General features: G+C 65.5%; 31 protein-coding genes. 14 read left to right on the top strand and 17 right to left on the bottom strand.

Annotation, left to right across the window (positions count from 1 at the left end):
• Positions 1-9: 9 nt before the first annotated feature.
• On the bottom strand, positions 10-726 hold the full coding sequence (locus tag H0O22_RS06145; protein WP_185188077.1) for an RNA methyltransferase: 717 nt from the start codon (positions 724-726) through the stop codon (positions 10-12).
• On the bottom strand, positions 723-1,064 hold the full coding sequence (locus H0O22_RS06140) for a c-type cytochrome (RefSeq protein WP_370521509.1): 342 nt from the start codon (positions 1,062-1,064) through the stop codon (positions 723-725). The genes H0O22_RS06145 and H0O22_RS06140 overlap by 4 nt, the downstream gene beginning before the upstream one ends.
• Before the next feature lie 118 nt (positions 1,065-1,182).
• On the opposite strand from H0O22_RS06140, the gene petG reads away from it, so the two are divergent.
• The gene (gene petG / locus H0O22_RS06135) at positions 1,183-1,296 is read left to right on the top strand and encodes a cytochrome b6-f complex subunit V (RefSeq protein WP_006041770.1); all 114 of its coding nucleotides are present in this window, start codon (positions 1,183-1,185) and stop codon (positions 1,294-1,296) included.
• Between the two features lie 2 nt (positions 1,297-1,298).
• On the opposite strand, the gene rsmD is transcribed toward petG, so the two are convergent.
• From rsmD to H0O22_RS06100, 7 genes are all read right to left on the bottom strand, one after another.
• Positions 1,299-1,847 carry a 16S rRNA (guanine(966)-N(2))-methyltransferase RsmD gene (rsmD, locus tag H0O22_RS06130; protein ID WP_185188075.1) on the bottom strand — a complete coding sequence of 183 codons (549 nt, stop codon included), beginning with the start codon at positions 1,845-1,847 and terminating at the stop codon, positions 1,299-1,301.
• Complete coding sequence (gene hisH, locus H0O22_RS06125; protein WP_185188074.1) at positions 1,844-2,470, bottom strand: imidazole glycerol phosphate synthase subunit HisH; 627 nt, start codon at positions 2,468-2,470, stop codon at positions 1,844-1,846. The genes rsmD and hisH overlap by 4 nt, the downstream gene beginning before the upstream one ends.
• Entirely contained in the window at positions 2,467-3,525 is a 1,059-nt protein-coding gene (locus H0O22_RS06120; RefSeq protein WP_185188073.1) for a TIGR00730 family Rossman fold protein, read from the bottom strand. The genes hisH and H0O22_RS06120 overlap by 4 nt, the downstream gene beginning before the upstream one ends.
• 74 nt (positions 3,526-3,599) lie before the next feature.
• On the bottom strand, positions 3,600-3,923 hold the full coding sequence (gene trxA / locus H0O22_RS06115; protein ID WP_185188072.1) for a thioredoxin: 324 nt from the start codon (positions 3,921-3,923) through the stop codon (positions 3,600-3,602).
• Between the two features lie 197 nt (positions 3,924-4,120).
• Complete coding sequence (locus tag H0O22_RS06110) at positions 4,121-5,284, bottom strand: GuaB3 family IMP dehydrogenase-related protein (RefSeq protein ID WP_185188071.1); 1,164 nt, start codon at positions 5,282-5,284, stop codon at positions 4,121-4,123.
• A gap of 69 nt (positions 5,285-5,353) precedes the next feature.
• Positions 5,354-5,992: a CAAD domain-containing protein gene (locus tag H0O22_RS06105; RefSeq protein WP_185188070.1), complete on the bottom strand. Its 639-nt coding sequence runs from the start codon at positions 5,990-5,992 to the stop codon at positions 5,354-5,356.
• Between the two features lie 69 nt (positions 5,993-6,061).
• On the bottom strand, positions 6,062-7,204 hold the full coding sequence (locus H0O22_RS06100) for a homocysteine biosynthesis protein (protein ID WP_185188069.1): 1,143 nt from the start codon (positions 7,202-7,204) through the stop codon (positions 6,062-6,064).
• Between the two features lie 45 nt (positions 7,205-7,249).
• Here H0O22_RS06100 and gyrA point away from each other — a divergent pair, with 45 nt between their 5' ends.
• On the top strand, positions 7,250-9,898 hold the full coding sequence (gyrA, locus tag H0O22_RS06095; protein WP_185188068.1) for a DNA gyrase subunit A: 2,649 nt from the start codon (positions 7,250-7,252) through the stop codon (positions 9,896-9,898).
• Between the two features lie 40 nt (positions 9,899-9,938).
• A complete protein-coding gene (gene crtL / locus H0O22_RS06090; RefSeq protein ID WP_185188067.1) occupies positions 9,939-11,186 on the top strand; it encodes a lycopene beta cyclase in 1,248 nt (415 codons plus the stop codon).
• On the opposite strand, the gene arsS is transcribed toward crtL, so the two are convergent.
• Positions 11,176-12,201 carry an arsenosugar biosynthesis radical SAM (seleno)protein ArsS gene (gene arsS / locus H0O22_RS06085; RefSeq protein ID WP_185188066.1) on the bottom strand — a complete coding sequence of 342 codons (1,026 nt, stop codon included), beginning with the start codon at positions 12,199-12,201 and terminating at the stop codon, positions 11,176-11,178. The two genes, crtL and arsS, sit on opposite strands and share 11 nt — an antisense overlap.
• Positions 12,198-13,784: a glycoside hydrolase family 57 protein gene (locus H0O22_RS06080; RefSeq protein WP_255439513.1), complete on the bottom strand. Its 1,587-nt coding sequence runs from the start codon at positions 13,782-13,784 to the stop codon at positions 12,198-12,200. The genes arsS and H0O22_RS06080 overlap by 4 nt, the downstream gene beginning before the upstream one ends.
• Before the next feature lie 66 nt (positions 13,785-13,850).
• On the opposite strand from H0O22_RS06080, the gene H0O22_RS06075 reads away from it, so the two are divergent.
• From H0O22_RS06075 to H0O22_RS06065, 3 genes are all read left to right on the top strand, one after another.
• A complete protein-coding gene (locus H0O22_RS06075) occupies positions 13,851-14,357 on the top strand; it encodes an NYN domain-containing protein (RefSeq protein ID WP_185188065.1) in 507 nt (168 codons plus the stop codon).
• A gap of 73 nt (positions 14,358-14,430) precedes the next feature.
• Positions 14,431-16,071 (top strand): 2-isopropylmalate synthase, encoded by a 1,641-nt coding sequence (locus H0O22_RS06070; protein WP_185188064.1) that lies wholly within the window; start codon positions 14,431-14,433, stop codon positions 16,069-16,071.
• Positions 16,071-16,907 carry a carbohydrate ABC transporter permease gene (locus H0O22_RS06065; RefSeq protein WP_185188063.1) on the top strand — a complete coding sequence of 279 codons (837 nt, stop codon included), beginning with the start codon at positions 16,071-16,073 and terminating at the stop codon, positions 16,905-16,907. Before H0O22_RS06070 ends, H0O22_RS06065 begins: the two co-directional genes overlap by 1 nt.
• Here the strand turns inward: H0O22_RS06065 and H0O22_RS06060 are convergent, their stop codons facing one another.
• Positions 16,908-18,059, bottom strand: coding sequence for an aminotransferase class I/II-fold pyridoxal phosphate-dependent enzyme (locus H0O22_RS06060; protein ID WP_185188062.1), 1,152 nt, complete (start codon positions 18,057-18,059; stop codon positions 16,908-16,910). It lies immediately after the preceding gene.
• A gap of 8 nt (positions 18,060-18,067) precedes the next feature.
• Positions 18,068-18,433, bottom strand: coding sequence for a hypothetical protein (locus H0O22_RS06055; RefSeq protein ID WP_185188061.1), 366 nt, complete (start codon positions 18,431-18,433; stop codon positions 18,068-18,070).
• A 93-nt stretch (positions 18,434-18,526) separates the two neighbouring features.
• Here H0O22_RS06055 and H0O22_RS06050 point away from each other — a divergent pair, with 93 nt between their 5' ends.
• Positions 18,527-18,772: a Nif11-like leader peptide family RiPP precursor gene (locus H0O22_RS06050; RefSeq protein ID WP_185188060.1), complete on the top strand. Its 246-nt coding sequence runs from the start codon at positions 18,527-18,529 to the stop codon at positions 18,770-18,772.
• Between the two features lie 11 nt (positions 18,773-18,783).
• Entirely contained in the window at positions 18,784-19,251 is a 468-nt protein-coding gene (locus H0O22_RS06045) for a DUF427 domain-containing protein (protein WP_185188059.1), read from the top strand.
• On the opposite strand, the gene H0O22_RS06040 is transcribed toward H0O22_RS06045, so the two are convergent.
• Positions 19,248-19,445 carry a hypothetical protein gene (locus H0O22_RS06040; RefSeq protein WP_185188058.1) on the bottom strand — a complete coding sequence of 66 codons (198 nt, stop codon included), beginning with the start codon at positions 19,443-19,445 and terminating at the stop codon, positions 19,248-19,250. The genes H0O22_RS06045 and H0O22_RS06040 overlap by 4 nt on opposite strands.
• Before the next feature lie 138 nt (positions 19,446-19,583).
• Here H0O22_RS06040 and H0O22_RS06035 point away from each other — a divergent pair, with 138 nt between their 5' ends.
• The 4 genes from H0O22_RS06035 (at position 19,584) to H0O22_RS06020 (ending at position 20,963) form a co-directional block, all read left to right on the top strand.
• Positions 19,584-19,949 (top strand): AbrB family transcriptional regulator, encoded by a 366-nt coding sequence (locus H0O22_RS06035; RefSeq protein ID WP_185188057.1) that lies wholly within the window; start codon positions 19,584-19,586, stop codon positions 19,947-19,949.
• A 102-nt stretch (positions 19,950-20,051) separates the two neighbouring features.
• Positions 20,052-20,330, top strand: coding sequence for a hypothetical protein (locus tag H0O22_RS06030; protein ID WP_185188056.1), 279 nt, complete (start codon positions 20,052-20,054; stop codon positions 20,328-20,330).
• A gap of 16 nt (positions 20,331-20,346) precedes the next feature.
• Positions 20,347-20,628 carry a cell division protein SepF gene (locus H0O22_RS06025; RefSeq protein ID WP_185188055.1) on the top strand — a complete coding sequence of 94 codons (282 nt, stop codon included), beginning with the start codon at positions 20,347-20,349 and terminating at the stop codon, positions 20,626-20,628.
• Between the two features lie 32 nt (positions 20,629-20,660).
• Positions 20,661-20,963: a hypothetical protein gene (locus H0O22_RS06020; RefSeq protein WP_185188054.1), complete on the top strand. Its 303-nt coding sequence runs from the start codon at positions 20,661-20,663 to the stop codon at positions 20,961-20,963.
• A gap of 3 nt (positions 20,964-20,966) precedes the next feature.
• Here the strand turns inward: H0O22_RS06020 and H0O22_RS06015 are convergent, their stop codons facing one another.
• Positions 20,967-21,338 carry a hypothetical protein gene (locus H0O22_RS06015; RefSeq protein ID WP_185188053.1) on the bottom strand — a complete coding sequence of 124 codons (372 nt, stop codon included), beginning with the start codon at positions 21,336-21,338 and terminating at the stop codon, positions 20,967-20,969.
• Positions 21,339-21,382: 44 nt separating this feature from the next.
• Here H0O22_RS06015 and H0O22_RS06010 point away from each other — a divergent pair, with 44 nt between their 5' ends.
• Positions 21,383-22,015 carry an RluA family pseudouridine synthase gene (locus H0O22_RS06010; protein ID WP_370521489.1) on the top strand — a complete coding sequence of 211 codons (633 nt, stop codon included), beginning with the start codon at positions 21,383-21,385 and terminating at the stop codon, positions 22,013-22,015.
• On the opposite strand, the gene H0O22_RS06005 is transcribed toward H0O22_RS06010, so the two are convergent.
• Positions 22,012-23,310 carry a Rieske 2Fe-2S domain-containing protein gene (locus H0O22_RS06005; RefSeq protein ID WP_185188052.1) on the bottom strand — a complete coding sequence of 433 codons (1,299 nt, stop codon included), beginning with the start codon at positions 23,308-23,310 and terminating at the stop codon, positions 22,012-22,014. The genes H0O22_RS06010 and H0O22_RS06005 overlap by 4 nt on opposite strands.
• Positions 23,310-25,340, bottom strand: a complete 2,031-nt coding sequence (locus tag H0O22_RS06000) for an HDIG domain-containing metalloprotein (RefSeq protein ID WP_255439566.1) — start codon at positions 25,338-25,340, stop codon at positions 23,310-23,312. The genes H0O22_RS06005 and H0O22_RS06000 overlap by 1 nt, the downstream gene beginning before the upstream one ends.
• Before the next feature lie 146 nt (positions 25,341-25,486).
• On the opposite strand from H0O22_RS06000, the gene folD reads away from it, so the two are divergent.
• Positions 25,487-26,383, top strand: a complete 897-nt coding sequence (gene folD, locus H0O22_RS05995) for a bifunctional methylenetetrahydrofolate dehydrogenase/methenyltetrahydrofolate cyclohydrolase FolD (protein WP_185188050.1) — start codon at positions 25,487-25,489, stop codon at positions 26,381-26,383.
• Positions 26,384-26,428: the final 45 nt, after the last annotated feature.

Below are 26,428 nucleotides of genomic sequence, written 5' to 3'. Positions count from 1 at the left end.
GCTCAGACGTTAGGGGCAGTCTCGCCGGGATGCCCAACGCAATTGACGCACCATTCCCCGCAGCAGGGCGACCTCCTCGTCGCGGATCTCGGCCCGTTGCAGCAGGGCCCGAACCTTGCCCAGGCGTGCCTGGGCGGTGTGGGGATAGAGGAATCCCACCTCCAGCAGCAGTTCCTCCGCATCCGCCAGGGCGGCCTCCAGTTGATCCCGCCGGCAGGGCTCCGGCTGGGGTTCTGCCGGCGCTGGCGGGCAACGCCGCAGTTCATGCAGGCAGACGGCGACGGCGTGGGAGAGGTTCATCGAGGCGTAGGCCTCGCTGGTGTCCAGCCGCAGGATCCGTCCGGCCTGGAGCAGCTCACCATTGCTGAGCCCCCGGTCTTCCCGGCCAAACACCAGTGCGGCTGGAGTATCTGGGGAGCTGCCCCCCTGCAGCCAGGACAGGGCCTCAGCAGGGCCGCTTAGCGGTAGGGCTTCTTCCTCGATGCGCCCGCTTGTGGCCACCACCCTCCGGCAATCCGCCAGGGCGGCCTCCAGGGTGGGGAAGAGCTGGGCGCGCTCGAGCAGAGCTTCCCCATGCACGGCCATCCGACGGGCCTCTTCGCCGAGGTGGTCGCAGCGGGGTGCCACGAGGCGCAGCGCGTCCACGTCGAAGTTGGCGCAGAGCCGGGCGACGCTGCCCACATTCAGCGGGCCAGCCGGCTCTACCAGCACCACAGCCAGCGTCACGAGAGGCTGTGGAGGTAGGCCAAGAGGTCAGCCATGGCCTGGGGTTCGGGCTGGAAGCGGGGCATGGGCGGGGTGCGTCCGCTCACGACCTGCTGGATCAGCTGGCGGTTGTTCTTGCGGTTGTCCACCTTGTGGAGGTTGGGTCCCACCAAGCCTTGGGCGGCGATCCCGTGGCAGCCGGCGCAGTTCAGCAGAAACAGCTGTTCTCCCTGCTCCGCGGAGCCGCTCAATTGCAGGGTGGTGCGGGTGTAGGGATCGCTGCGGGCGGCGGGGATGACGACCACCAGCAGCACGAGCGTGACGCAGATCGCCGTCAGCAGCACCAGCGCCGAGATCAGTCCCCGCTGGGGTTGCTGGGCGGGGGAAGGGGGCTGTGCAGTCACGGTTGGTGCAGATCGGTCACGAACCCAGCCATGGGCGTGGGAGAATTGTGCAACCAAAGCTGGCTGCCCTTCCATGATCGAACCCCTGCTCTGCGGCATCGTGCTCGGTCTGATTCCCGTGACCTTGCTTGGCCTGTTCGTGGCAGCTTGGAACCAGTACCGCCGTGGCAGCGCCCTGGGCGGCTGATCTCAGCAGAGTGAAAGCATCACGAGACTGCAACTGCCGTAGCGCTTTTGCTTCTCCACCTCCCAGCCCGCCGGAAGCTCCGGCGGGTTTTTTGTTGCGTGCTCCAGCAGCACCAGGCCATGGGGCCGAAGCCACTCCCCTGCGGCCAGCCGCTCCAGGAGGGGTTCGTAGAGACCTGCGGCATAGGGGGGATCCGCATAGACCAGATCGAAGCCCTCCCCCTGGGGTGCGTCTAGCCAGCGAAGGACCTCCTGTTGGACGACGTGCAGGGTTGGCCGCGGCTCCAGGCTGGAGGCCACCGTCTCCAAATTGCTGCGAGCGATCGCACTGACGCACCGGTCCTGCTCGACTGCTACGACCTGGGATGCGCCCCTTAGGAGGGCTTCGCAGCCCATGACGCCACTGCCGCAGAAGAGATCCAGCCAGTGGGCGCCAGGAAGCTCCGCCGCCAGCATGTTCATGACCGCCAGGCGGACCCGCGAGGCGGTCGGCCTGGCGATCTCTCCAGGGGGACTCTGCAGTTTGCGTCCCCCGCTGAGCCGCAGGCTCATGCCTGGGCCTCGACCCAGCTGAGCCAGAGCCGCAGCAGCTGCTCGCCGGCTTCAGAGGATTTTTCTGGGTGGAATTGGCAGGCGCCAACGCTGCCTTGCCAGACCGCGGCCGTGACGGGCTGGCCCGCGAAGGAGACCAAGGCGGTCACACAGCTGGGGTCGCTGGGTTGCGCCGCGAAGGAGTGCACGAAGTACACCCAGCTCTCGGGGGATCCCTCAGGCAGGAGCGGGGAGGGCGTCCCTGGAATCAAGGCTTCCCAGCCCATGTGGGGAATCGGGTGCCCTGGAACTTTGGGGAGTGCTGCAATGTGCCCCGCGAGTAGACCAAGGCCAGCGGCTGATCCTTCATCACTGCCCTCAAAGAGCAGCTGCAACCCCAGGCAAATTCCAAGCAACGGGCGCCCTGTCTTGCACCAGGTCTTGATTGCCGGCACCAGTCCAGAGGCGTTCAGCCGTTCCATGGCCGGGTCAAACGCACCCACGCCGGGGAGTACGAGGGCCTGGCAGTCCTGCATGGCTTCGGCCTGCTGCAGGATCCGCACCTCACAGCCGAGCCGTTCAAAGGCCCGCTGCACTGAGTGCAGGTTGCCCATCCCGTAGTCGATCAGGCCGATGCGCGTCATGGGGCGGGCGAAGGGGTGCAGACACGTTGTCCAGGTTGCTCGATCGAGGGCGGGACCTCCAGAGGCAGTCCATTCAGGACATCGATGAGTTGATAGAGCAGACCCACCTTGCGGCGATCCAGGTGGAATCGCAGACAGGGCCGAAGGATGCCGTTGCGGTCTGAGCTCTCGCCTTGGCTGATGTTCCCCTCATCCACCAGGGCATCAAAACGACGGTTCAGCTCCACCACCGTGGTGGCGGGCAGGGGGCAGTGCAGGAGCAACTCCAGCTTCTCCTCCGCAAATTGCACGGCGTGGAAGACCCGGTAGAAGTGGCTGATCTGCTCGAGGGCCTCAGCGGCGCTGCTGGCCTGCTTGAAGAGCGCGGTGTCCTCCGGAGAGATCAGGGCTCGATCGCGCAGGGTGCCCTCGATCGTCGCGAGCCAGTTGCTCCAAAAAGGATCGCCCTCTGGAGCCAGAAGGACCACCGGGATTGGCGGTGTGCGGCCGGTCTGGATTAGGGTCAGCGCTTCGAAGAGCTCATCAAAGGTGCCAAACCCACCGGGCATCACCACCAGGGCATCGCTCTCTCGCAGGAAGAAGAGCTTGCGCGTGAAGAAGTAGCGGAAATGCAGCAGGCGCCCATCGCAGGCGTTCACGTACCGGTTGGCGTGCTGCTCAAACGGCAGATCGACATTCAGGCCGATGCTGTTCTCGCAGCCGGCTCCGCGGTTGGCGGCCTCCATCACGCCGCCGCCGGCACCCGTCATCACCTCAAAGCCGCGCCGTGCGGCTTCGTGGGCGAGTTCTTGGGCCAAGGGATAGGCCGCCTCGGTCGGCTCGGTACGAGCGGAGCCGAACACGGTCACCTTGCGGGTTTGACGATGGGGGGCGAAGACGTCCAAGCCATCGCGGATGTCCGCCAGGGCCCCGGTGATCAGCCGCCATTCATCGGGATCGCTGCTGTTGCGGGCAATCTCCAGCAGCCGCACAACACTGCGTTCGATCGAGCGGCGTTGCGGATGGCCCTCGAGGGCATCGGCTAACGCCTCAAGCGGACTTCTCTCGATCGCCATCGCGGGGGATCAGGACAGAAAAGCCCGGCCAATGGCCGGGCTTGAGGGGAGGTCTAGGCCTGGGCCGTTGACGCTCAGAGGTACTTGGAGATGGTGCCGGAGAGGGTGGTCTTGGGCACGGCGCCGACAACGGTGTCCACCTTTTGGCCGTCCTTGAAGACCATCAGGGTGGGAATGCTGCGGATGCCGTACTGGCTGGCGACGTTGGGGTTCTCGTCGGTGTTCAGCTTGAAGACTTTGATCTTGCCTTCGAACTCTTTCGAGATCTCGTCAACGATCGGAGCGACCATGCGGCAGGGGCCGCACCAGGGAGCCCAGAAATCCACAAGAACGGGTACATCGCTCTTGAGCACGTCTTGCTCGAAGGAAGCGTCGGTGACGGCTGCGGCGCTGGACATCCGGTCAGGGATCAGGGTTTTCGGAATTTAGCAACGAGTTTTGGGCTTCGGCAGAGGCCTGGAGGAACTCGTAACTGGGGGCTGGCGCCGGAAGGCGCTTCTCCCTTGAAAGAGTGAAAGCTCGGACGCGCCGAGCCGGGGGGTGTGAGGAGTGTGAGGGTTTTGGGCCCACACACTCCGGAGGCTAACGCGATCGCCTACTTGCCCATGCCCAATTGCTGGGCCTTCTGATAGACCTTGCCCTCGGTCAGCAGGGACGGAGCGACAACGACCTCCACCTGCTGCATTTCCTTGAGGGTGCGAGCCCCCAGGGTGCCCATCGAGGTCTTGATGCAGCCCAGCAGGTTCTGGGTGCCGTCGTCGAGGGAGGCCGGTCCGCGCAGGATCTTCTCCAGGCTGCCGGTGGTCCCCACCTTGATGCGGGTGCCGCGGGGAAGGACGGGGCTGGGCGTGGCCATCCCCCAGTGGAAGCCGCGTCCGGGAGCTTCCGCCGAGCGGGCAATGGGGGAGCCGATCATCACCGCATCAGCACCGCAGGCCAGGCACTTGCAGATGTCACCGCCGGTGACGATGCCGCCGTCGGCAACGATCGGCACGTAGCGGCCGCTTTCCTTCATGTAGTCGTCGCGGGCCGCTGCACAGTCGGCAACAGAGGTGGCCTGGGGAATGCCGATGCCCAGCACGCCGCGGGAGGTGCAGGCGGCACCAGGGCCGATGCCCACCATCACGCCAGCGGCACCGGCGCGCATGAGTTTCAGGGCGACGTCGTAGGTGACGCAGTTGCCAATGATCACGGGAACGCCGAAATCGCGGCAGAGGGCTTCGAGGTCGAGGCTTTCCTGGCCTTCCGGTCCGATGTGTTCGGTGCTGACCACGGTGGCCTGCACGAAGAACAGATCAGCGCCGGCCTCAGCGATGGCCTTGCCGAATTTCAAGGCTGCGACGGGGGTGCCGCTCACTGCGGCAATGCCGCCGCGCTCCTTGATCTCACTGATGCGCTTCCGGATCAGGTCTTCCCGGACGGGCTGGCTGTAGAGCTCCTGCATCAGGGGCACGAACTCTTCCTTGCCCACCGAGGCAATGCGATCCAGGGCGGGGTTCGGGTCGTCGTAGCGGCACTGGACGCCCTCCAGGTTGAGCACGCCGAGGGCGCCCTGTTTGGCCAGCTCGACGCACATCCCGACGTCGACCACGCCGTCCATGGCGCTAGCGATGATCGGAATTTCGCGCGTGATTCCGCCCAGGGTCCAGCTGCTGTCGGTGACGGCCGGATCAACCGTGCGACCACCAGGCACCAGGGCGATTTCATCGATGCCGTAGGCGCGGCGCACAGTACGGGAACGGCCGAGCTGAATGTCCACCTGAGACCTTTTGAAGCAATCCAGCCAAGCTATCAACCGGCCTGACTGCTCCTGGCTTCAGACCGTCTGCTACCGATTGCCCCGAAAGCTGCTCCAGCGCTGCTTCAGGCCATCGATGACCTCATGGCGATCGCTGCTCTTGACCAGGCGGGTCAGGCTGAAGCGAACCACGCTGATGACCCCGACTAGCTCCAGCAGTCCGGGGAGCAGCGGCAGGCTTTCAACCACCCCCAGCAGGGCGCTGTAGACGCGCAGGACCAGCAGGACGCCGATCAGCCCCGCCAGCAGGGTGATGGGGGTGCGGGCCGTCTCCCACTGCTGCTGGATTTGGCCGCTGGCGATCCACTGCTTGACCTTCTCGACCAGCAGTTCCCACTCGCCGCCCTCTCCTTCCGAGGACACGGCTGCAGGGCTGGCCGGAACATCGGTCGTGCTCGCCACCTGTGGGGTCCAGACGTTCGCCGGCTCGGGCTCGGGCTCGGGGGCTGCCGGCTCCTCAAGGACGGCTGCGGGGACCGGGGGTGCCTCCTCTTGCTTCTCTTCCACCACCTCAACGATCGGCTCGGCCTGAATGACGTCGGCCGGGGCGTCGGCTTCGGCGGCGACGGTTTCGCTCAAGTCAGGGGTCGCTTCTGACGCGCCGGTCTCCAGAGCCTCGAGTTCGGGCTGCTGCTCGGCGTCCGGCTGGGGGGCAGCAGCATCAGCCATGGCTTTGGTTAGAACGCAACGGAAACGGGAGCTTACGGCCGTTTTTGGTCTGTGATGGTTCCGGCAGGGTTAGTTCAGCGCCCGCACAGTCCGATCACTGGGGAGCGGGGCGAGGGGCAAGCGCAGGGGGAAGTCTCCGCTTTGCAGCATTTCCTGGAGTTGGGCGGCCGCCTCTTCCGCCAGCCTCGGGCTGTGGGCCGGTGCGGCGCTGAGTTGCCGCTCGCCAAGACGAATGCTGCCGCTGAGGAGTTCTGCGTAGGTCGCGCTCGCTGGGCTGGGGCGGACGCGCCGTGGGATCCCGAAGTCCAACAGAGGTGCGGAGAGTGCCTCTGCTGGAGCCAGCAGTTGCTCGGCCCTGCTGCGGTTCAACAGCGGAATGGGTGCGGCAATGGCCACCAGCAGCCCGCTACTGCCATCGGGCAAACGGGTGGAGCGGATCGCCGAAGGCTTCAGCCCGTGGAGGTCCACCTGAAGGGCGCAGCAGGCCCCTGGGCCAAGGGCATGGCCACTGGGGCTGCGTTTGGTTGCGGGGTTGTGACCGCTCCCCGGTCCACTGACCCAGCCGATCGCTCCTCCAACCAGCACAGGGGATCCCGCTCCGAGGTCCTGGAGTCCAGGCATGCTCAGACCAATGCTGCCGGGGCCCCTACAGCTGTAGAGGGCGCTGGTCCATGGCCCCAGCACCGGCCCCCAGGGCGTCGGCGTCAGTCCTTCCCGGCTGCTGACGGCCACGACGCCGTTTTCGCAGATGCCGCGGTGCAGCAGCAGGCGGCCGCAGGGGATCTCCGCTAATCCCAGTTCGGTTTCCAGCTCGACCTTGGGCTGCTGCTGGCTTGGGGCCCCGCCGATCGAGAGAGGGAGGCGTTGACCCTTCAGCAGGGCGCTGAGCAGGGGGGCTCCCCCCGATCCCATCGGAATTAACAGGTCGGTATTGCCGTGGCCGCCATGACCTTCGGCGGGGCCAAATCGCACTTGGCGCACCCGGATCGGTGGGTCGCTGGGGCCCAGATGCAGCACCAAGGAGGCCTGCTGCGTGAGCTCGGCATCGCTGGCGACGACCACATGGGTTTCGCGGTAGGCCTGCTCGAGTCCCTGCTCTTGGGCGAGCGCACGGAACGCTGTCGCGCTGCGGACCTGGAGCCGCCCCTCACGCTGCCACTGCTGCAGCTCGGTCTCGCTCCGATTGGGAATGGTCCCAGGGGAGGAAGACACAGGCGCAACTACCGATAAAATGCGTTCTAATCAAAGCTGTCACGAATGGCGGATCCAACCGAACCCCGTGAGCTGCCCTCGGGGGACGGAGAAGGACCAGGCGGATCCGACGGCCGAATTATTCAGGCTGACCTTCGCAACGAGATGTCGCGCTCCTATTTGGAGTACGCGATGAGCGTGATCGTGGGACGGGCGCTGCCCGATGCCCGCGATGGTTTGAAACCCGTGCACCGGCGGATCCTGTACGCCATGTACGAGCTGGGCCTCACGAGTGATCGGCCTTATCGAAAGTGCGCCCGTGTGGTGGGTGAGGTGCTCGGTAAGTACCACCCCCACGGTGATACCGCCGTCTACGACGCGCTGGTGCGCATGGCGCAGGACTTTTCCATGCGCATGCCGCTCATCGACGGCCACGGCAACTTCGGTTCGGTGGATAACGATCCGCCTGCCGCCATGCGATACACCGAATCGCGGCTGAGGGCGCTGACGACCGACAGCTTGCTGGAGGACATCGAGAGCGAAACCGTCGATTTCATCGACAACTTCGATGGCTCCCAGCAAGAACCAACGGTGATGCCGGCGCGCATCCCGCAGTTGCTGCTGAATGGCTCGACGGGGATCGCGGTGGGCATGGCCACCAACATTCCGCCCCACAACCTCACCGAGCTGATTGATGGCCTGCTCGCGCTGATCGCTAACCCCGAAGTCAGCGATCGTGAGCTGACCTCCATCGTCAAAGGACCTGACTTCCCCACCGGCGGTCAAATCCTGGGTCGGCGCGGGATTCGGGAGATGTACGAAACCGGCCGCGGTTCCGTCACGATGCGCGGTGTGGCCGCGATTGAGACGGTCGAGGCCAAGGGGCGTCCCGATCGCGACGCCGTGATCATCACGGAGTTGCCTTATCAGACCAATAAGGCCGCGCTGATCGAGCGCATTGCCGAGTTGGTGAACGACAAGAAGCTCGACGGGATTGCCGACATTCGCGACGAATCCGACCGCGACGGCATGCGGATCGTCATCGAATTGCGCCGGGATGCCTATCCCCAGGTGGTGCTGAACAACCTGTTCAAGCTCACGCCACTGCAGAGCAATTTCAGTGCCTACATGCTCGCGCTGGTGAACGGCGAGCCGGTGCTGCTCACCCTGCGCAAGATGCTCGAGGTCTTCCTCGAGTTCCGGGTCGAGACGATTGAGCGCCGGACCCGTTATCTGCTGCGCAAGGCCGAGGAGCGCGACCACATCCTGCTCGGTCTACTGATCGCGCTGGCCAACCTCGACGCGATCATTGCCTTGATCCGCGGGGCCGCTGACACGGCGACCGCCCGTCTGGATTTAGTGCAGCAGTTCGGGCTGAGTGAAATCCAAGCCGACGCGATCCTGCAGATGCAGCTGCGTCGCCTGACCGCCCTCGAGGCCGACAAGATCCGCCTTGAGCACGAGGACCTGCTCGCCAAGATCACCGATTACAAGGACATCCTGGTCCGCAAAGAACGGGTCTATGGCTTGATCACCGAGGAGCTGGGAGTGATTCGCTCCCGCTACGACTCCCCGCGTCGCACCGAGATCCTCGATATCGAAGGGGGTCTTGAAGACATCGATCTGATCGCGAACGAGCGCTCGGTCGTTCTGCTGACGGAGAACGGCTACCTCAAGCGGATGCCGGTGAGTGAGTTCGAAGCCACCAGCCGCGGCACCCGTGGCAAGGCCGGCACGAAGACCCAGGGAGAGGAGGCGGTTCGGCTGTTTATCAGTTGCAACGACCATGACTCGTTGCTGCTGTTCTCGGATCGCGGTGTCGTTTACACCGTGCCCGCCTACCGGGTCCCCCTCTGCAGCCGGGCTGCCAAGGGCACGCCAATCGTTCAGCTCTTGCCGATCCCGCGTGAGGAGCAGATCACCTCATTGCTGGCCGTCAGTGAGTTCGCGGAAGATGCCGTTCTGGTAATGCTCACGAGTGGCGGCTACATCAAGCGCACCCGGCTCTCGGCCTTCGCCAACATCCGCTCCAATGGCCTGATTGCGATCTCGCTCGAGGAGGGGGATGCCCTGACCTGGGTGCGTCTGGCGCAGCCGGGCGACAGCGTCCTGATTGGTTCGCGGAACGGGATGACCATCCACTTCCGCCTCAGTGACGAGGAGCTTCGGCCCTTGGGCCGCACGGCCCGTGGCGTGCGGGCGATGAACCTCCGCCCTGGCGATCAGCTGGTGAGCATGGACGTCCTGCCGGTTGAGCTCGCCGATCGCGTCGAAGGCAGCAGTGCCGGCAGCGACGACGATGACGCGGAGGAGGTCGCCCCCAGCGATGGTCCCTGGGTGCTCGTAGCCTCCGCGAGCGGCTTGGGTAAGCGCGTTCCCGTGGATCAGTTCCGCCTGCAGAAGCGTGCCGGCATGGGCCTGCGGGCGATGAAATTCCGCCGCGACGGCGACGTGCTCGTCGGCCTGCGGGTGCTCGGCTCGGGTGAGGAGTTGCTGCTGATCAGTGAGCGCGGGGTGATCGTGCGGATGCAGGCTGATGCGGTGCCGCAGCAGTCCCGCGCCGCCACCGGCGTCAAGCTGCAGCGCCTCGACAGCGGCGATCGCCTCTCGGAAGTGGTTCTGGTGCCTCCCGCCCAGGAGGACGAAGACGCGCTCGAGGAGGGCGCGACCGCCGAGACCGAGAGCGAGAGCCTCAACGAGAGCACGGAAGCCTGATTTCCCGCGCAGTGAGACACCTGGCGATCGTCGTGCGCCCATGACTGCCGAGGTCTTGGTGATGGGCGCTGGTCCAGCGGCGCTCTGCATCGCGGCAGCGCTCGTCGAGCGTGGCGTGAAGGTCGCGGCTGTTGCCCCCTCCTCACCGGAGGCTCCCTGGCTGAACACCTACGGCATCTGGGGGCCGGAGGTGGATGCCTTGGGCCTGGACCACTTGCTCGGTCACCGCTGGAGCCACACGAGCAGCTACTTCGGTGCAGACCTGGGCAGTCAGCCCTTTGCCCATGGCATCGACTACGGCCTCTTCGACAAGGCCGCGCTTCAGCGTCATTGGTTGACCCCCTGCCAGGCTGCCGGTGTTGCTTGGACGCGTGGGGCCGTTGTGGCGATGGAGCACCACGAGCGGAGCTCGGTGGTCACGACCGATCAGGGGGATCGGCTCGAGGCCCGCTTGGTGCTCGATTGCACTGGCCATCACAGCCCATTCCTCAAGCGTCCGGACGAGGGGCCGGTGGCGGGGCAGGCGGCCTACGGAATCGTGGGTCGCTTCTCGAAACCCCCGGTGGAGCCCGGGCAGTTTGTCCTGATGGATTACCGCTGCGACCACCTGAGTGAGGCCGAGCGCCGCTGCGGACCTCCGACCTTTCTCTATGCGATGGACTTCGGTGAGGGGCGGTTCTTTGTCGAGGAAACCTCCTTGGCCTTGGCTCCAGCGGTTCCCTACGACGTGCTCAAGGCACGTCTGCTGAAGCGGCTCGCGCACCGCGGCATCGACGTCCTGGCCGTGGAGGAGGAGGAGTTCTGTCTCTTCCCGATGAACATGCCCCTGCCGGATTTAGATCAGCAGTTGCTCGCCTTCGGTGGTGGCGCCACCTTGGTTCATCCCGCCTCCGGCTACATGGTCGGCTCGCTGCTGCGGCGGGCACCCGCGCTGGCTCAGGCCATTGCCGATGGCCTGGCCGATGCCAACCTCCCCTCGCCATCCCTGGCCCGGGCGGCTTGGCAGGCCCTCTGGCCCTTGGAGCTGCAGCGCAAACATGCGCTCTATCGCTTTGGCCTGGAGAAGTTGATGCGCTACCCCGAGGGGCAGCTCAGGCAGTTCTTCGCCACGTTCTTCTCCCTTCCGACGCCGCAGTGGTACGGCTTCTTGACCAACACCTTGACCCTGCCGGCCTTGGTGGGCGCGATGGTGCGGCTCTTCGCCGTGGCCCCCTGGAGTGTGCGGCTGGGCTTGATGCAGCAGCAGGGACGGGAGCTGCCGTTGATGCTGCGGTTGCTTAAGCCGTAGCGCCCGCGCAGGAGCTCCCCTGGCCGGCGGTGCAGCCGAAGCAGTGGTTGCCCCAGCGGATCGGTTGATCCATCCATTGCTCCAGTCCGATGGCGTCGATGCGGGCTCCCCCACGCAGCGGAAGATCGAGCATCTGGTTGAAGTCGCAGTCGTAGAGCGATCCGTCCGCGGCCACCGAGAGGGTGTCGCGGCACATCAGTCCGGAGAGAGCCCCTGGATTGAAGGCGCCCTGGATCAGCTTCAGATAACAGTTGACGTGTCCATCGGCCTGCAGCTGTTGCAGGAAGCGGGCGATCGGCATGTTGTTCAGACCGATGAGCCGATCGAAGCTGACGCCGGCTTGGTCCTGCAGCTCCGCCTTCCAGCGCACCTCATCGCAGGGCGTGAGCTGTTGCAGTTGGGTGCCGCAGGGATTGCTCATCAAGGTGAGTTGCCGCGCACTGTCCCCTTGGCCGTAGCCGTTGGCATTGAGACGGCGCAGGGCTTCTATCGAGGCCTCCCAGGTGCCCTCCCCCCGTTGGGCGTTGGTGCTGCTCTCCTCCGGTTGGGGCAGGCTGGCGACGATTTCCACCTGGTGTTCCGCCAGAAAACCCACGAGGTCGCCCAGGGCTGGCAGCAACAGAACCGTGAGGTTGCAGCGGTCGATCACATGGCAGTTCCTCTCGCGGGCGGCACGGATCAAATCGCGAAAACGAGGGTGCAGTTCGGGGGCCCCACCTGTGAGATCCAGCACCTCCGGCCTGAGCCGGTCGATGGCTGCGATGCAGGCCTCGACGACCGCGTCGCCCATCTGGGTGTGACCTTGATGGGGGCCGGCATCCACGTGGCAGTGGGAGCACTGCATGTTGCAGAGCTTGCCGAGATTGAGTTGGAGCACCCGCAGTCGACTGCGCTCGGGCGGGGCGGCGTCATGGCTGCGCAAGGTGGGCTCGAAGCCCAACTCCGGCGGGAGCGCAGCGTTGAGTAACGCCTGCTGGGCCTTGGGCGCCAGCAGAGATGGACGGGGATCGCTCATGGGGTGGGAAGCCGGGCCCAGTCGGCGGCGTTGATCAGGGGGAAGAGCCCGTCCTCCCGTTGGACCGCCTCCAGCCATCCCTCCGGCGGTGGGGTGTTGGTGTTGATCGCCTCGATCAGCAGCCAGAAGCGCTCGAGATGGCGCTCGATGCGCTCCTTCGCCAGCTCCGTCGTCGTGCCGGCCCGGAGGATGAAGCTCCAATCTGAACTTTGGGCGAGCAACAACTCCCGGCCGGCCTGCTGCAGCCACTCCCTGGCCTGCTCGCTGCCGACCCCGCGGCTGACGCGATCGACCATCGCCCGGGAGGCTCGGTTCCATTCGGGGATGACCCAGGCGTTGCTTTCGTTGAGCCAGTAGGTGTGATAGCCGCCTTGCCCCCAGCTGGAGGGGGAGGGCTGGCAGAGCTGCAGGGCATCCCCGCGGCTCAGGGTCTCCCGCAGGGTGGCTAGGCCGACACCCTGGCGCGGGGCTTGGCGGAAGAGCTCAGCGAGGAATTGGGGGCCTTCAAACCACCAGTGGCCAAAGAGCTCGGCATCGAAGGGCGCCACCAGCAGCGGACGGCGTTCCATCGAGTCGCTGAGGTCCTCGAGCTGCTGGGCTCGGCCAGCCAGGAAGTGTTGTGCGTCGCGCTTCACCGTCACCCCGGCCTGCTCGGGCTCGTAGGCCTGCTTGTCCTCGAGGCTGCACTGCCTGCCGGTGACGCGATGGAGCTTGAGGCCCAGGGGGCGTTGGCTGGTAATGCCCCGCGTCTGCAGCTCCTCCTGCGGCAGATCCCAGCCCAGATCCCGATGGAATTCCCGGTAGCTGGGGTCGCCGGGGTAGCCCTCCCGGGCGCTCCAAACGGGCAGGGTGGATTCGCTGTCCCGTCCGAAGAAGGCCATCCCACCGGGACTGCAGATCGGTGCGTAGACCCCATAGCGCGGCCGCGGCTGTCCATGGAGCAGGCCGTGGGCGTCGAGGATCGCGTAGCGCAGGCCGCAGCTGACCAGCAGCCGATCCAGCCCTTCGTAGTAGGCGCATTCCGGGAGCCAGATGCCCAGGGGCCGCACACCGAGCAAACGCTCGTGTTCGCGCACCGCGGTCAGCAGCTGCGCGCGAACGGCTTCCGGGCAATCCCGCAGCAGCGGCAGATAGCCGTGGGTGGCCCCGCAGGTGAGCAGATCGAGCACCCCGAGCTGCTGCAGCCGCTGAAAGCGGGGCAGCAGATTGCCGCCCGCTTGGACCCAGGCCTGTTTGGCCCGTTGGAGCTTGAGGCCGAGGTCGGCAGCCGCAGCGCCATGGTCCGCTGGCGCTTGGCGCAGCAGCTCCTCGCGCACCTCCAGCCAGGGGAGAAAGCGTTGGCTGAGGAGCGTGTTGCTCAGCAGGGAGAGGAGCGTTGGCGAGAGACCCATGGTCAGTCGCGGCCGCTGCGCGGGGTCCGCGGCGGCGGCCTCCAGGGTGTCCAGCAGCGGCAAGTAGCACTCCAGGAGGGCCTGGAAGTACCAGTCCTCCTCCAGGGAGCCGGGTGCGCTGGAGTGCACGTATGGCAGGTGCGCGTGGAGAACCAGCGCTAGATCGCCAGCGTCAGCGGGTCCTGCGGCCAACGCCCCTGCTCAGAGTCAGTGGACTTTAGGTGCAACTTCTAGGCTCGACGGAGCGAAGGGGTGCCGATGCAGCTGGCTTTGGCGGTGGATGGCCACAGCATGTTTTACGTGCAGCAAAAACTGGGCTGGTTTTTTGATCCCCGCCGGCTGCTGGAGTACGCCACGGCGCAATCCGGTGTGGAGCTGGGTTCGGCCTTTTGGTACACCGGCCTGAAGGACGCCACGGACCAACGGCCGTTCCGGGATGCTCTCGCCAGCCTGGGCTTCACGGTCCGCACCAAACCCCTGCGGGAAGTTGGGCACGACTCCGATCAGCGTCAATTCGCCCGCGCCAACCTGGATGTGGAGATCGCCATTGACCTGATGGCCGTGGCCCATCGCATCGATGAGGTCTGGGTGATGAGCGGCAGCCGTGATCTCGAGCGCCTTCTCGAAGTGCTGCGGATCCGGGGTTTGAAGGTCGTCTTGATGAGCACCGAGGGCATGGTCCCTCGGGAATTGCGCAACGCGGCCGACCGTTTCGTTGACCTCTCCAGCCTGAAGCCCCAGCTGGAGAAGACCGACGGTCACTGAAGCGGCTGAGCCGCATCCCGGCCCTCACGACTAGAGTGGGCATAACTCATAACCATTCCGACTTGTAGCCGCCATGGCCCGCGATCCCGGCCGGGTATTGATCTTCGACACGACCCTGCGCGATGGGGAGCAATCCCCTGGGGCCAGCCTCAACCTCGAGGAGAAGCTGGCGATCGCCCAGCAGCTGTCCCGGCTTGGCGTCGACATCATCGAGGCGGGGTTTCCGTTCGCGAGTCCTGGTGACTTCAATGCGGTGCAGCGCATCGCCGCCAGCGTGGGCACGGCCGATGGCCCCGTGATCTGTGGCCTGGCCCGGGCGGCCAAGGGCGACATCAAGGCCTGCGCCGATGCGGTGGCGCCGGCCGCCCATCGCCGCATCCACACCTTTATCGCCACCAGCGACATCCACCTCGAGCACAAGCTCCGCAAGAGCCGTGCTGAGGTGCTGAGCATCGCCGGTGAGATGGTGGCCTACGCCCGCTCCCTGGTGGAGGACGTCGAGTTCTCCTGCGAGGACGCCGGCCGCTCCGATCCGGAGTTCATGTACCTGGTGATCGAGGCGGCGATTGCCGCCGGGGCCACCACCATCAACATCCCGGACACCGTCGGCTACACGACCCCATCGGAATTTGGCGCCTTGATCGACGGGATCAACCGCCATGTGCCCAACATCGATCAGGCGGTCATCTCAGTCCACGGCCACAACGATCTGGGTTTGGCTGTCGCCAACTTCCTGGAGGCCGTGAAGAACGGAGCCCGCCAGCTCGAGTGCACGATCAACGGGATCGGCGAGCGGGCCGGCAATGCCTCCTTGGAGGAGCTGGTGATGGCGATGCATGTGCGCCGCAGCTACTTCAATCCCTTCCTGGGCCGCGACGCCAGCAGCAGCGAACCGCTCACCGGCATCCGCACCGAGGAGATCTACAAAACCTCCCGCCTGGTCAGCAATCTCACCGGCATGGCGGTGCAGCCCAACAAGGCGATCGTCGGCGCCAACGCCTTTGCCCACGAAAGTGGCATCCACCAAGACGGGGTTCTCAAGAACCGCCTGACCTACGAAATCATCGATGCCCGCACCATCGGTCTGGCCGATAACCGCATCTCCTTGGGCAAGCTGAGCGGTCGCAGTGCCTTCCGCGCGCGCTTGGAGGAGCTCGGCTACAACCTCGAGCGCGAGGACCTCGACGATGCCTTTGCCCGCTTCAAGGAGTTGGCGGACCGCAAGCGTGAGATCTCCGACCGCGATCTCGAGGCCATCGTCAGTGAGCAGGTTCAGCAGCAAGACCAGGCGACCTACAGCTTGAAGCTGGTGCAGGTCAGCACCGGCACCAGCCTGCAACCCACCGCCACCGTCACCCTCGTCAATAGCGATGGCGCCGAGCTGACCGAGGCCGCGATCGGCACCGGGCCGGTGGATGCGGTCTGCCAGGCCCTCAACCAGCTCGCCCGTGTCCCCAACGAACTGGTGGAGTTTTCCGTGAAGTCCGTCACCGAAGGCATCGATGCCATGGGTGAGGTCACGATTCGTCTGCGGGCCGATGGGGTGCTCTATTCCGGCCATGCCGCCGACACCGACATCGTCGTGGCGGCGGCCCAGGCCTTCGTCAATGCCCTGAACCGCCTCGTGGCAGGCAGCCAGCGCTCTCCCCTGCATCCCCAGAAAGCCCCATTGCCGGTGGGTGACTTAACGCCCGCCGATCGCCCGCGTCTTTGATGGCTGGCCGTCACCAACCCGTTCTGTTGCGCGGGCTGCAGTTGATCGCCTTGCTGCTGATTGCGGTGGCAATGCTGGTGCCCCTGCTCTGGTTGGTGAGCACCTCCTTAAAGGGGCCGGCGGAAGACATCTTCACGAGCCCCCCGGCGCTCTTTCCGAGCCAGCCCAGCTTTGAGGCCTACCTGCGCTTGTTTGAGGACAACCCCATGTGGGGGTACATCCTCAACAGCACGATTGTCAGCGGCTGCGCGGTAGTCGCGAACCTGCTCTTCTGCTCCCTGGCGGCTTACCCGCTGGCGCGGATGCGCTTCGCGGGGCGGGGTCTCGTTCTGGCCCTGGTGGTGGCCACGATCCTGATCCCCTTCCAGGTGGTGATGATCCCGCTTTATCTGCTCATGGTGCAGCTGGGGCTGCGCAACACCCTGTGGGCCTTGATCATTCCCCAGGCGGCCACCGCCTTCGGCATCTTTCTGCTGCGGCAGAGCTTCGCGGGGGTGCCGGTCGAGCTCGAGGAAGCGGCCCGGATCGATGGTTGCAGCCGTCTCGGTGAGTGGTGGAACGTGATGATTCCGGCGGCCAAGGCCGATTTGATCACCCTGGCGATGTTTGTGTTCATCGGCACCTGGAGTGACTTCATCTGGCCGCTGGTGATCCTGGATGACCGGTCCCTCTACACCCTTCCGCTGGGTCTGCAGCAACTGGCCAGCAGTTTTTCCTTGGATTGGCGCCTCGTCGCCGCCGGTGCGGTCGTCTCGATCGTTCCCGTCCTGGTGCTGTTCATTGGTCTGCAGCGCTTCATCCTCCCCAGTGCCACCGGTGATGCAGTCAAAGGCTGATTAGCTCAAGGCCAACAGCCCCCCTTGGAGCCGCTGCAGGGCCTCGCCGAGGTCGTCGCCGCTGAGCATCCCGTAGCTCAGGCGTAGGCAGGCACCGTGAAGTCCAAAGCTGCTGCCACTAGCTAAGGCCACGCGGTGCTCGCGGATCAGCCGCTCCATGAGCTGGTCGGCGCTCAGGGGGCACTCCACCTGGACCAAGGCGTAGAAGGCGCCGTTCGGTGGGCAGAGCAGCCTCCCGGGCTGATGCCCGTTGAAGGCTTGGAGGACCTGCTCCCGCCGGGCGGCGAGGCCTGCGATCTTGTCGTGGCACCAGGTCGCCCCTGCGGCCAACGCCGCCCGGGCCGCCCATTGGTTCAGTTTCGGTGGCCCGATCAGGGACGTGTCCTGAACTTTGGTCAGCGCGGACATCAAGTCTGGTGGCACCACGGCCCAGCCGATGCGATAGCCCGCCATGCCGTGGCTTTTGGAGAGGGAGCCCAAGCTGACGGTGTGGCCGCCGCTGCCGCTCGCCGCACCGGGGCTCCAGGGCTGCTCGGCTCCGTAGTGGAAGAGGGCATAGGCCTCATCGCTGATGTGGATCAGGCCGTGGCGGGCGCAGAGCTGGTTGATGGCCTCCAGGACGGGCCTAGGAACGATGGCTCCGCTGGGGTTGTTGGGGGAAACCGTGACGATCGCTCGCGTGCGTGCGCTGATGGCCTGCTCGAGCCGATCGGGGTCAGGGATCACACCGGCATCCACCGCCACCGGACTCCCACCGGCAATGCGGACGGCCATCTCATGGTTGAAGTAATAAGGGACCGGAAGGATGACTTCATCCCCTGGGTCACACAGGGCCTGCACCACCGCTTGGAAGGCCATGTTGCTGCCGGCGGTGATCAGGATTTCGCTGCCGCTGCAGTCGATCTGATGCTGTTGCTCGAGCCAGTGCTGCAGCTCGGCCCGCAGTTCCGGGTCGCCGGCCACCGGTCCATAGCGATGCAGGTCGGGATCGTTGAGGAGGGCGCCCTGAACGGCTTCGATCACTTCTGGTGGCGGCGCCCAGGGCGCGACGCCTTGTCCCAGCGACAGGGTCCCGGGGGTCGCCGCGATCAACTGGGCCATCACGGGGATGACCGGTGTCTGGATCTGCTGGAAGCGCCTCGCGCTGGTCATCCCTGCGTTTAGGGCAGTTGGGGCAGGGCGGGGAGCGAGCGCGGTCCGGGCTCCCTGGAGTCGTAGGGGAACAGCGAGGAGCGGCTCCGTTGCAAATCCCTGAGGGTTTGCACCTGGCTGCTCAGGCTTTGGACCTTCTGCTCGATCCCCTCCAGGGTCTGCAGGCGCTCCACCGTCGAGCGGAGCTGCTCTTCGAGGGCGTTGGTGCGCTCTAGGTCGTTGGCGTTCTCGATGGTCTGGACCTTCTCCTGCAGTTGTTGCAGCCGTTGACCCTGTTCACGGGTCTGTTGCAGTACCACCACAAACAACACGGCCAGTAGCCCCGTGAGCCCGGCACCGAGCAGGCGCATCCATTGGGGAAGGGGGGTGGCCATGCCGATGGACGTCTCTGGGGCAAGTTTGCTGCGCGATCCGCCCTTTGACGAGGGCTGCGTCCGTTAGACCGGGACCACGTGCAAGTTCGGGTCGTGTCGCTTCAGCAGTTGGACGCCTTTCTGCAGTACGCCCGCTCGAAGCCGGAGTTGGCGGAACGGCTGAAGACACCGATGGACCTCTCTGACCTGCTGCGCTGGGCGGCTGAGTGCCAGTTCCAGGTGGAGGAGTCCGATGTGATCGCGGCCATGGTGCGTGAAGACGATCAACTGAGCGACGCCGAACTCCAGCAGCGCGCTGGAGAGGAAGCGCGCAAGTTGCGCAATTTCATTCCGGGTTGAGGGCTGAGCGGATGCCAGAACGCGTTTGCGAATACCCCCGGCCCCCGGCTCTGCAGGCCTCCAGCCAGCACATCGTGGTGCGCGCCTTTGGGCAGCTCTTGGCCGAAACCCAGAGCAGTTTTCGTGTGCTGGAGACCTTCCACCCACCCACCTACTACTTGCCAGCGGAATCCTTCGCCGAAGGCGCCTTGGTGCCAGCTGGCGGCCGCAGCTTTTGTGAGTGGAAGGGGATCGCCAGCTACTTCGACATCGACTTTGGCGATCGCTGCTTAGCCAAGGCGGCCTGGAGCTATGCGAACCCCACCCCTAGCTTTGATCCCATTGCCGGATGGATTGCGCTGTATCCGGGCCTGATGGACGGCTGCTGGATCGACGGGGAGCTGGTGCGTCCGCAGCCCGGCGGTTTTTACGGCGGCTGGATTACGTCTGGGGTGGAAGGCCCCTTTAAGGGGGACCCCAATCATCCCGAGCTGATTTAGGCCGAGGCCGCGTGCTCCCCGAGCATCCGGCAGCCGATTTGGATCACGCCTTCATCGAGCAAGCGACCGAGTTTGAGGGCCATCGCTTCCTCTTGCCGGTCGAATTGACTTTGTTTGGCTGTGATCCAGGCGATTTCTTCAGCGGTGATCACGCCGGTCGAGACACTCTCGAGAAAAACTTCGCCAACGATCATGGTCAACGGCTGTGTCTGGCTTGACCTTAGGGAGCTCGATTGATGTGGCTTGAGTGTGCAATGTCTCTTCATGCACACCATCCCCCTGGGTAAGTGCTCTTTCGCTCGCTATCTTTTTGTCAACCGAATCTCTATTCAATGCTCACCGGATCTGATCTTCTCTCCAAGGTCAAAGAGCTGGGTGATGTCAGCAAGTCTGATCTTGTGCGCTCCTGCGGTTACGTCAGCAACAAGAAGGATGGTTCGGAGCGTCTGAACTTCACCGCGTTTTATGAGGCATTGCTGGAGGCCAAGGGCCTGAGCATTGGCGGTGGTGGCGGCGGCACCGGCAAGGGTGGCCGCAAACTCAGCTATGTCGCCACGGTTCAGGGCAATGGCAACCTCCTGGTCGGCAAGGCCTACACGGCCCTGCTCGGTCTGGAGCCCGGTGACGAATTCGAGATCAAGCTCGGCCGCAAGCAGATCAAACTGATCCCTGCAGGCGCTGAAGCCGAAGAGGACTGATCCTCTCGCCACGTTTTCGATGCTCGGCTGGGCCACTGTTGTGGCCCAGCTTTTTTTGTGCCTGGACCTTCGTAGGCTCAGCCCACCTGATCGCCCATCGCTGTGACCTTTTTTGAGTTGCTCTGGAAGGGAGAAAACTGTGGTGATGCTGGTGATCTGGAGGAGGCCTTGACCCATTTCCAGGAGCTCAGGCCGAAGCATCTGAGCTGGGAAGAGGTCTGCAGCGATCCCGAGATCGAACCCACGATTTGCCGCTTCCGCTCCTTTGAGGCCTTCCTCGACAACGAAGACGCCCTCGAGACGATTCATCCCACGGTCGAAATGCTGGAGCGTTTCCGGCCCCAGGAGGTTCAACCCGACGAACCGGAAGCCGAGAGTTGAAGGACCTGAGGCGCTGATGGACCCGTTTCTTCCGCGATCTGAGCAGGACACTCCGGGCTGGGGCCCGGAGGTGATCGTGATCCATCCGCCCAGTTTTGATGCGGTGCAGGAGGCGATCACAGCCCTGCAGGACCAGGCCACGGTGGTGGTCAACTTGAGCGCGTTGCCCGAGAACCAGCTGCAGCGGGCGGTGGACTTTCTCTCGGGTGCAGCGGTGGCCCTCGATGCCCAGCAGGTGCGACTGGGCGAGCGGGTCTTTCTCTATGCCCCCCATTACGTCCAGCTGAATCGGGCTTGACCCGGGTCCGCCCGCGGTCAGACAGTGAGTGGATGCAGCTGTTCGACCTCGATCTTTCGGGTTTTGAACCCGTGAATCACCTGTGGCCCCAGATGGTGGAGCGCCTCGGCGGCGACACCTCCTCCCGCGCCGTCCGCCAGGCCCTGGATTTGTTCGGTATGCGCGGCTCTCCCGGGCTGATGCCAGCGCTGCTGGTCGAAACCTGTGGTGTGGCCTTGCTGGATCGTCAACAACTGCGCCGGGTCACCGGCCTCCCTGTCGCCTTCGATGGGGACCAGTTGGTGCTGATCAGTCGGCGTTCCAGTGAGCTTCAGCTGCTCCAGTGGAGCTCTTGAGCCTCAGAAGCTGCAGGTGGGTTTGAGCCCCGGCACGCTGAACTCCATGAACCAGAGGTATTCGCGGCTGCGCCAGCCCAGGTCAAAGGGTTCGGTCGCTTGCCACTCCTCGGGGCTGAGGCCGTAGGCCGCCTGGAGGAAGTCAGGCACCAAGGCTTCGACGGCCTCTTGCCCCTCTTCACCCTCCTCAAAGAGGCGGTCGGTGTAGATCACCGCGAAGATCTCGTGCTCCTCATCGCACATCACCACCTCAAAGCCACTGCCGCCGTAGCTGGGGAGGGTGTTCAACTCGAAATACTCGTCCCGCTCGAGGGGATCCTCGGGGGCCTGCTCGAGTAGCGCGGCGAGGGCCTGTTTGAACGAATCGAGTGCCATGGTCCGGCTAGGACTAGGGCCAGTCTGGCCAGGGTCGAGCATTCGTGCCTGCGTTGTTCGATCCCGCTTGGTTGCTGCATGCCGACCCGGCGCTGTTGGTGCTCGAGAAGCCCAGTGGTTTGCTGTCCCAGCCGGGTCTCGGTCCAGGGTTGTCGGCATCCTTGATCACGGGGGTGCAGTCCCAGTGGCCTGAAGCACGCTTGGTCCATCGCCTTGATCGCGACACCTCGGGCCTGATGGTCGTGGCCCGATCCGCGGCGGTCCATCGGCAGCTGAGCGTGGCCTTTGCCGATCGGCAGATGGAGAAGCGCTATGTGGCCGACGTGTCCGGCGTGCCCACCGAGGGGCAGGGCTGGATCGAGTTCCCCATCGCCAAGCGGCAACACCGGCCGCCGCTCTATGGCGTCGATCCTGCGGGAAAACCCTGCCGGACGGGATGGCAGCTGTTGGACCAGCATTCGAGCTGCAGTCGACTGGCCTTGCAGCCCTTGACCGGTCGCTCCCACCAGCTGCGCGTGCATCTGCAGGCGTTGGGGCATCCGATCTTGGGGGATCCGCTCTATGGCGAGACGCCGGCAGCGCGGTTGCATTTGCACGCCTGCGCCTTGGCGTTCAGTCACCCCAGTGATGGTCGCTGGATGGCCTTTGAGTCCGCCGTGCCATTTGTCCTGCCCTAGCGGTTGCGGGGAGGCAAACCCGAGCCGGCGCGCAGCAGTTGGCGCCAGCGCCGAATGCGCCAGGCGGCGAGGGCCAGGGCGACGCCCGCCGTCAGAGCGAGCGCTCCAGAGATCCCAGGACTACTCCAGGCCGCAGTCAGCCCGGCCACGGCCACCAGGATCCAGCAGATCGGTTGTAGACGTTTCAACCGTTGATCGGCGCCGGAACAGCTGCGGCAATGGCGGGTGTGGGCCTCAAAACGTTCCATCAGGTCCTGACGGTTTTGCCGCGCCGGTAGGCGTTGGCCGGGGAACGGCTCGCCGCCGTAGCGATTCACCCAGTCATGGAGGGCTCGGACATAGAGGTCGGCCTGGGTCGGCAGGTGGTACTGGCGCAGGGCGTCATGCCGGCCGCCCCGCTGCTCGATCACCCGCTCCTGCCAATGCAGAAACAGTTGGTCGTCCTCCAGCACGGTGTGATTACCGATGTGCTGGAGCCATTGGGGACGCAGGCGCAGCAGGCGCCCCGGCCAGGGGGAACGGAATTGGAAGGGGAAGCGGGCGATCAAGCGGCATTCGCCGGCTCGGGTCGGCACCGCGTAGACGACCGTCAAGATCCGGGCAAACCCCTTGGCGGTGAGGTCATGCCACATCAGGCCTGGAGCCAGGAAGCGGGTGTGCTGGCTGCCGAGCTTTCCCCGCCTCGGGCCCTCTTCCCAGAGGCCGCTAAAGCCGTCGCGATCAAAGGCCGTTAAGGCGAGGTTGACCGGCGCGGCGTTCTCCCGGCGTCCGACCGTGGCGTGGTGGGTAAAGGGAACGTGGCTGGCATCCAGCACGTTCTCCAGCAGGGTCAAGGCATCCATCGGCAGGTCCCGGAAGGTGTCCTGCACGACCCAGCCCGCGTCCTCGAGCACCGGCACCAGCGGCAGGGGCTGCTCGCTCGCCTCTTCGCTAGGGCCGCTGAAGACGAACAGCAATCCCTGGGCGCTGGCCGTCGCGAAGGAGCGGCAGTGGCTGCGTCCACTGATGCCGCTGCCGGCTTCCGCCTGAGGTTGGGCCGTGCACTGGCCCGAGCCATCAAAGGTCCAACCGTGATACGGACACTCCAGTTCACCGGAGGCGTTCAGGCGTCCGTCGGAGAGCGGAACGAGTCGGTGCGGGCAGACATCGGAAAAGGCTCGCCAAGCGCTCGCGTGCCGGTCGAACCAGAGCACAAGGTCCTGGCCGACCAAGGTGAAGGGGGTGGGGCGATCGCGATCGAGGTCCCGCAGAAACGCCACCGGGAACCAGGCGTTCTGCCAGCGGTTGGAGGACATCAGGCGCTGAAACTCTTGCGGGCGGGAATCGGATAGGGGATGCGGCGATGGCGCATCCGCCGCCACACCCGGACAAAGGCGCGGACCAATAGCTCCAACTCTGCCGGGGTCAGGCCACTGCCTGTGAGTTGCCCGTCGCGCCAGCGGGCTTCCACGATGCTGCGCACCACATCACGGGCTTGGGCCTCGCTGGTGTCAGGGGGCAGGGAGCGCAGGGCGGCTTCACAACCGTCGGCCAGCATCAGGACCGCCGTTTCGCGGCTGCGGGGGGTGGGGCCGCGGTAGCGGAAGTCCTCTTCGCGGATGTTGGGGTCGCGCCGGCGGGCTTCATGCAGGAAGTAGCCCATCTTCAAGGTGCCCTGGTGCTCCGGGATGAAGTCCGCCAAGGGTTTCGGCAGCCGGTAGCGCTTCGCGAGCTTGAGCCCCTCATCCACGTGGGCCTGGAGGATCCCGGCACTCAGTTGAGGGTCATCGAGTTGGTCGTGGGGGTTGTCGCCCCCTTCCTGGTTTTCGATGAACCACTGGGGGCCATGGAGTTTGCCCACGTCGTGATACAGCGCCCCGGTGCGGGTCAAGTCGATATCGGCGCCGATGGAGCGGGCTCCCTCCTCCGCCAGGCCGCAGATCATCAGGGTGTGCTCAAAGGTGCCCGGCGCTTCGCAGGACAGGCGCCGCAGCAGGGGTCGCTCGAGATCCGCCAACTCCATCAGGCGGCTGCGGGTGAGTAGACCAAAAAAGCTCTCGACCATGGGGCCGATCAGCAGGACCCCCAGCAGCAGACCCCCCAGCACCAGCGCTTCACCGGTGAGGTCCGCTCCAATCGGCAGGCCCCCCTCGCGTACACCGCGGAAGAGCTCCAGTTGCAGCAGGAGCCATTCCGCCAGCAGGGCTCCGAGGGGAACGAGCAGGGCCAGTTGCAGCAGTTGAGCCCGGTTGCGCTGGCGATCCGCCAGGACGGCGGTGATCGCGGCCACGGCCGCGGCGATCAGGATCCGCTGGTCAAAAAAGGGCGAGAGGGGCAGCGGCCAAAGCAGGCTCGCCATCGCCAGCCAGGCCAGACCAGCGGTGGTGCCCAGCCCTTGGGCGAGCAGCAACGTGGGCGGAACCAAGAGGGCCAGGGGGCTTGCGGCGGCACCGAGCCAGAGCTTCAGCCCTTGGACCAGGGCCAGCAAGCCGAGGGCGAGCAGGGCCTGCCGGGGCTCGAGGCTGACCCGGCGGTTGCGGATCAGCAGCACCATCACGCTGGCGGCGGCCAAGGCTTCGCTGAAGTGCAGCAACCAGGCGCCAATCAGGGGCCGGCGGTTTACCAGGCCGAAGTAATCCAGCACCGCGTAGGCCTGCTTGCTGATCGGTTCCCCCTGCCGGGCAATCAGTTCACCCTTGCTCACCTGGATGGTGGGGATGCCCTGTTGGGTCAGGAGCTCCTCCAGCATCCGCTGACTGAGGGCCGCGTCGATGCGCAGGTTGGTGCGCCCCTGGAGTGAATTGGCGATCAGGCGAGCGCCGAGGCCCAGTTCCGGCTCGGGCATTCCTTCCAATTGATGGCGAGCCGCCTTCACCAACTGCTGGCGAGCCACATTGCCGACCACCCCTTGGCGCAACATGCGCGATTGCGCCTGGCGCAGTTCACCCTCCCAGCGCAGCAGCTGGCGGCGGCTGGAGCGCTTGAGCCAGGCACGCTCCGCCGGGGCGATATCGATTGGTGCGACCTGCTCTTGATCACTCGCCGCCAGGCGGCTGATGGCCTCGAGTTGGCGATCCAGCCGCGCCTCGAGGTCCTGGCTCTGGCGCTCATCGACCACCTGGACATAGGTCCGTACCCCCAGCTGGGAGCGCCGTTGCTCGAGGGCATCGGAGTCCACCACCGTGGCGGCCTTCGGCGCCTTGGCCGTAAACGGAGCCGGAATTCCCGGCCGCAGGCTCGGCTCCACCAACCAGGGCCAGCTGGAGACCAGGGCCACCACTAGGGCCATCAAGACCACCCCCGTGCTGGCGCCGCGCTTCCAGGGGGTGAGCACCTGACGCGGCATCTCCAGCCGCAACAGTTGTTTCCAGAGCCGCTGGAGCCGTTGCCAGAGCTGGTGCACGGTGCTCAGGCGAGTCACGGCGGGGGCATGACAGGTCCCCACGCTAGCCCTGCCGTTGCATGCTGAGAGGAGATTGCCCGCCCCTCGCCATGGCTCAGCGTCTCGACGGTCGTCAGTTGGCTGCTGCGTTGGAGGAGCGGCTTGAGCGGGTTGTGGCTGAACGGATGGCCCAGGCGGGGCGTCCCCCTGGCCTCGCCGTGCTGCGGGTGGGGGATGACCCCGCCAGTGGGGTCTATGTCGCCAATAAAGAGAAAGCCTGCAGCCGCATCGGCATCACCAACCTTGGGGCCCATCTGCCCGCAGACACCCCAGCAGCGGAGGTGTTGAGCACGATTCAACGGCTCAATGCCGATCCGGCTGTCGATGGAATTTTGCTGCAGCTCCCCCTGCCGGCGGGGTTGGACGAGCGGCCGCTGTTGGCGGCGATCGACCCCGAGAAGGACGCCGATGGGCTCCACACCCTGAATCTCGGCCGACTGTTGAAGGGCGAACCCGGCCCCCGCAGTTGCACCCCCGCCGGTGTCATGGCGCTGCTGGACGCCGCTGGCGTCGAGCTCTCCGGCAAGCGGGCCGTGGTGGTCGGCCGCAGCATCCTGGTGGGCCAGCCCATGGCCTTGATGCTCCAGGCCGCGAATGCCACGGTGAGCATTGGTCATTCCCGCACCCAGGACTTGGCGGCCCTCACCCGCCAGGCCGATGTCCTGGTGGTGGCGGCGGGTCGCCCTCGGATGATTGGCGCGGAACACGTCAAACCCGGGGCCGTTGTGGTGGATGTCGGCATCCATCGCCTGCCGAGTGAGCCGGGTGAGAAGGCGAAGTTGTGCGGCGATGTCCGCTTTGAAGAGGTGGAGCCGATCGCCAGCGCCATCAGCCCGGTGCCAGGCGGTGTCGGTCCGATGACCGTGACCCTGCTGCTGGTGAACACCGTGGCCAGCTGGTGCCAACGCTGCGGTTTGGATCAGCCCTTGGCGGATTTGCTCCCATAGCGGGGCGCGGCCTGAGAGAATCCGCCCGAGCGATGGCCCTGGGCC

The organism is Synechococcus sp. LTW-R (assembly GCF_014217875.1).
GTDB lineage: Bacteria > Cyanobacteriota > Cyanobacteriia > PCC-6307 > Cyanobiaceae > Vulcanococcus.
The sequence above is the reverse complement of the archived record's forward strand: the minus strand, read 5'-3'. Positions and strand labels throughout refer to the sequence as shown.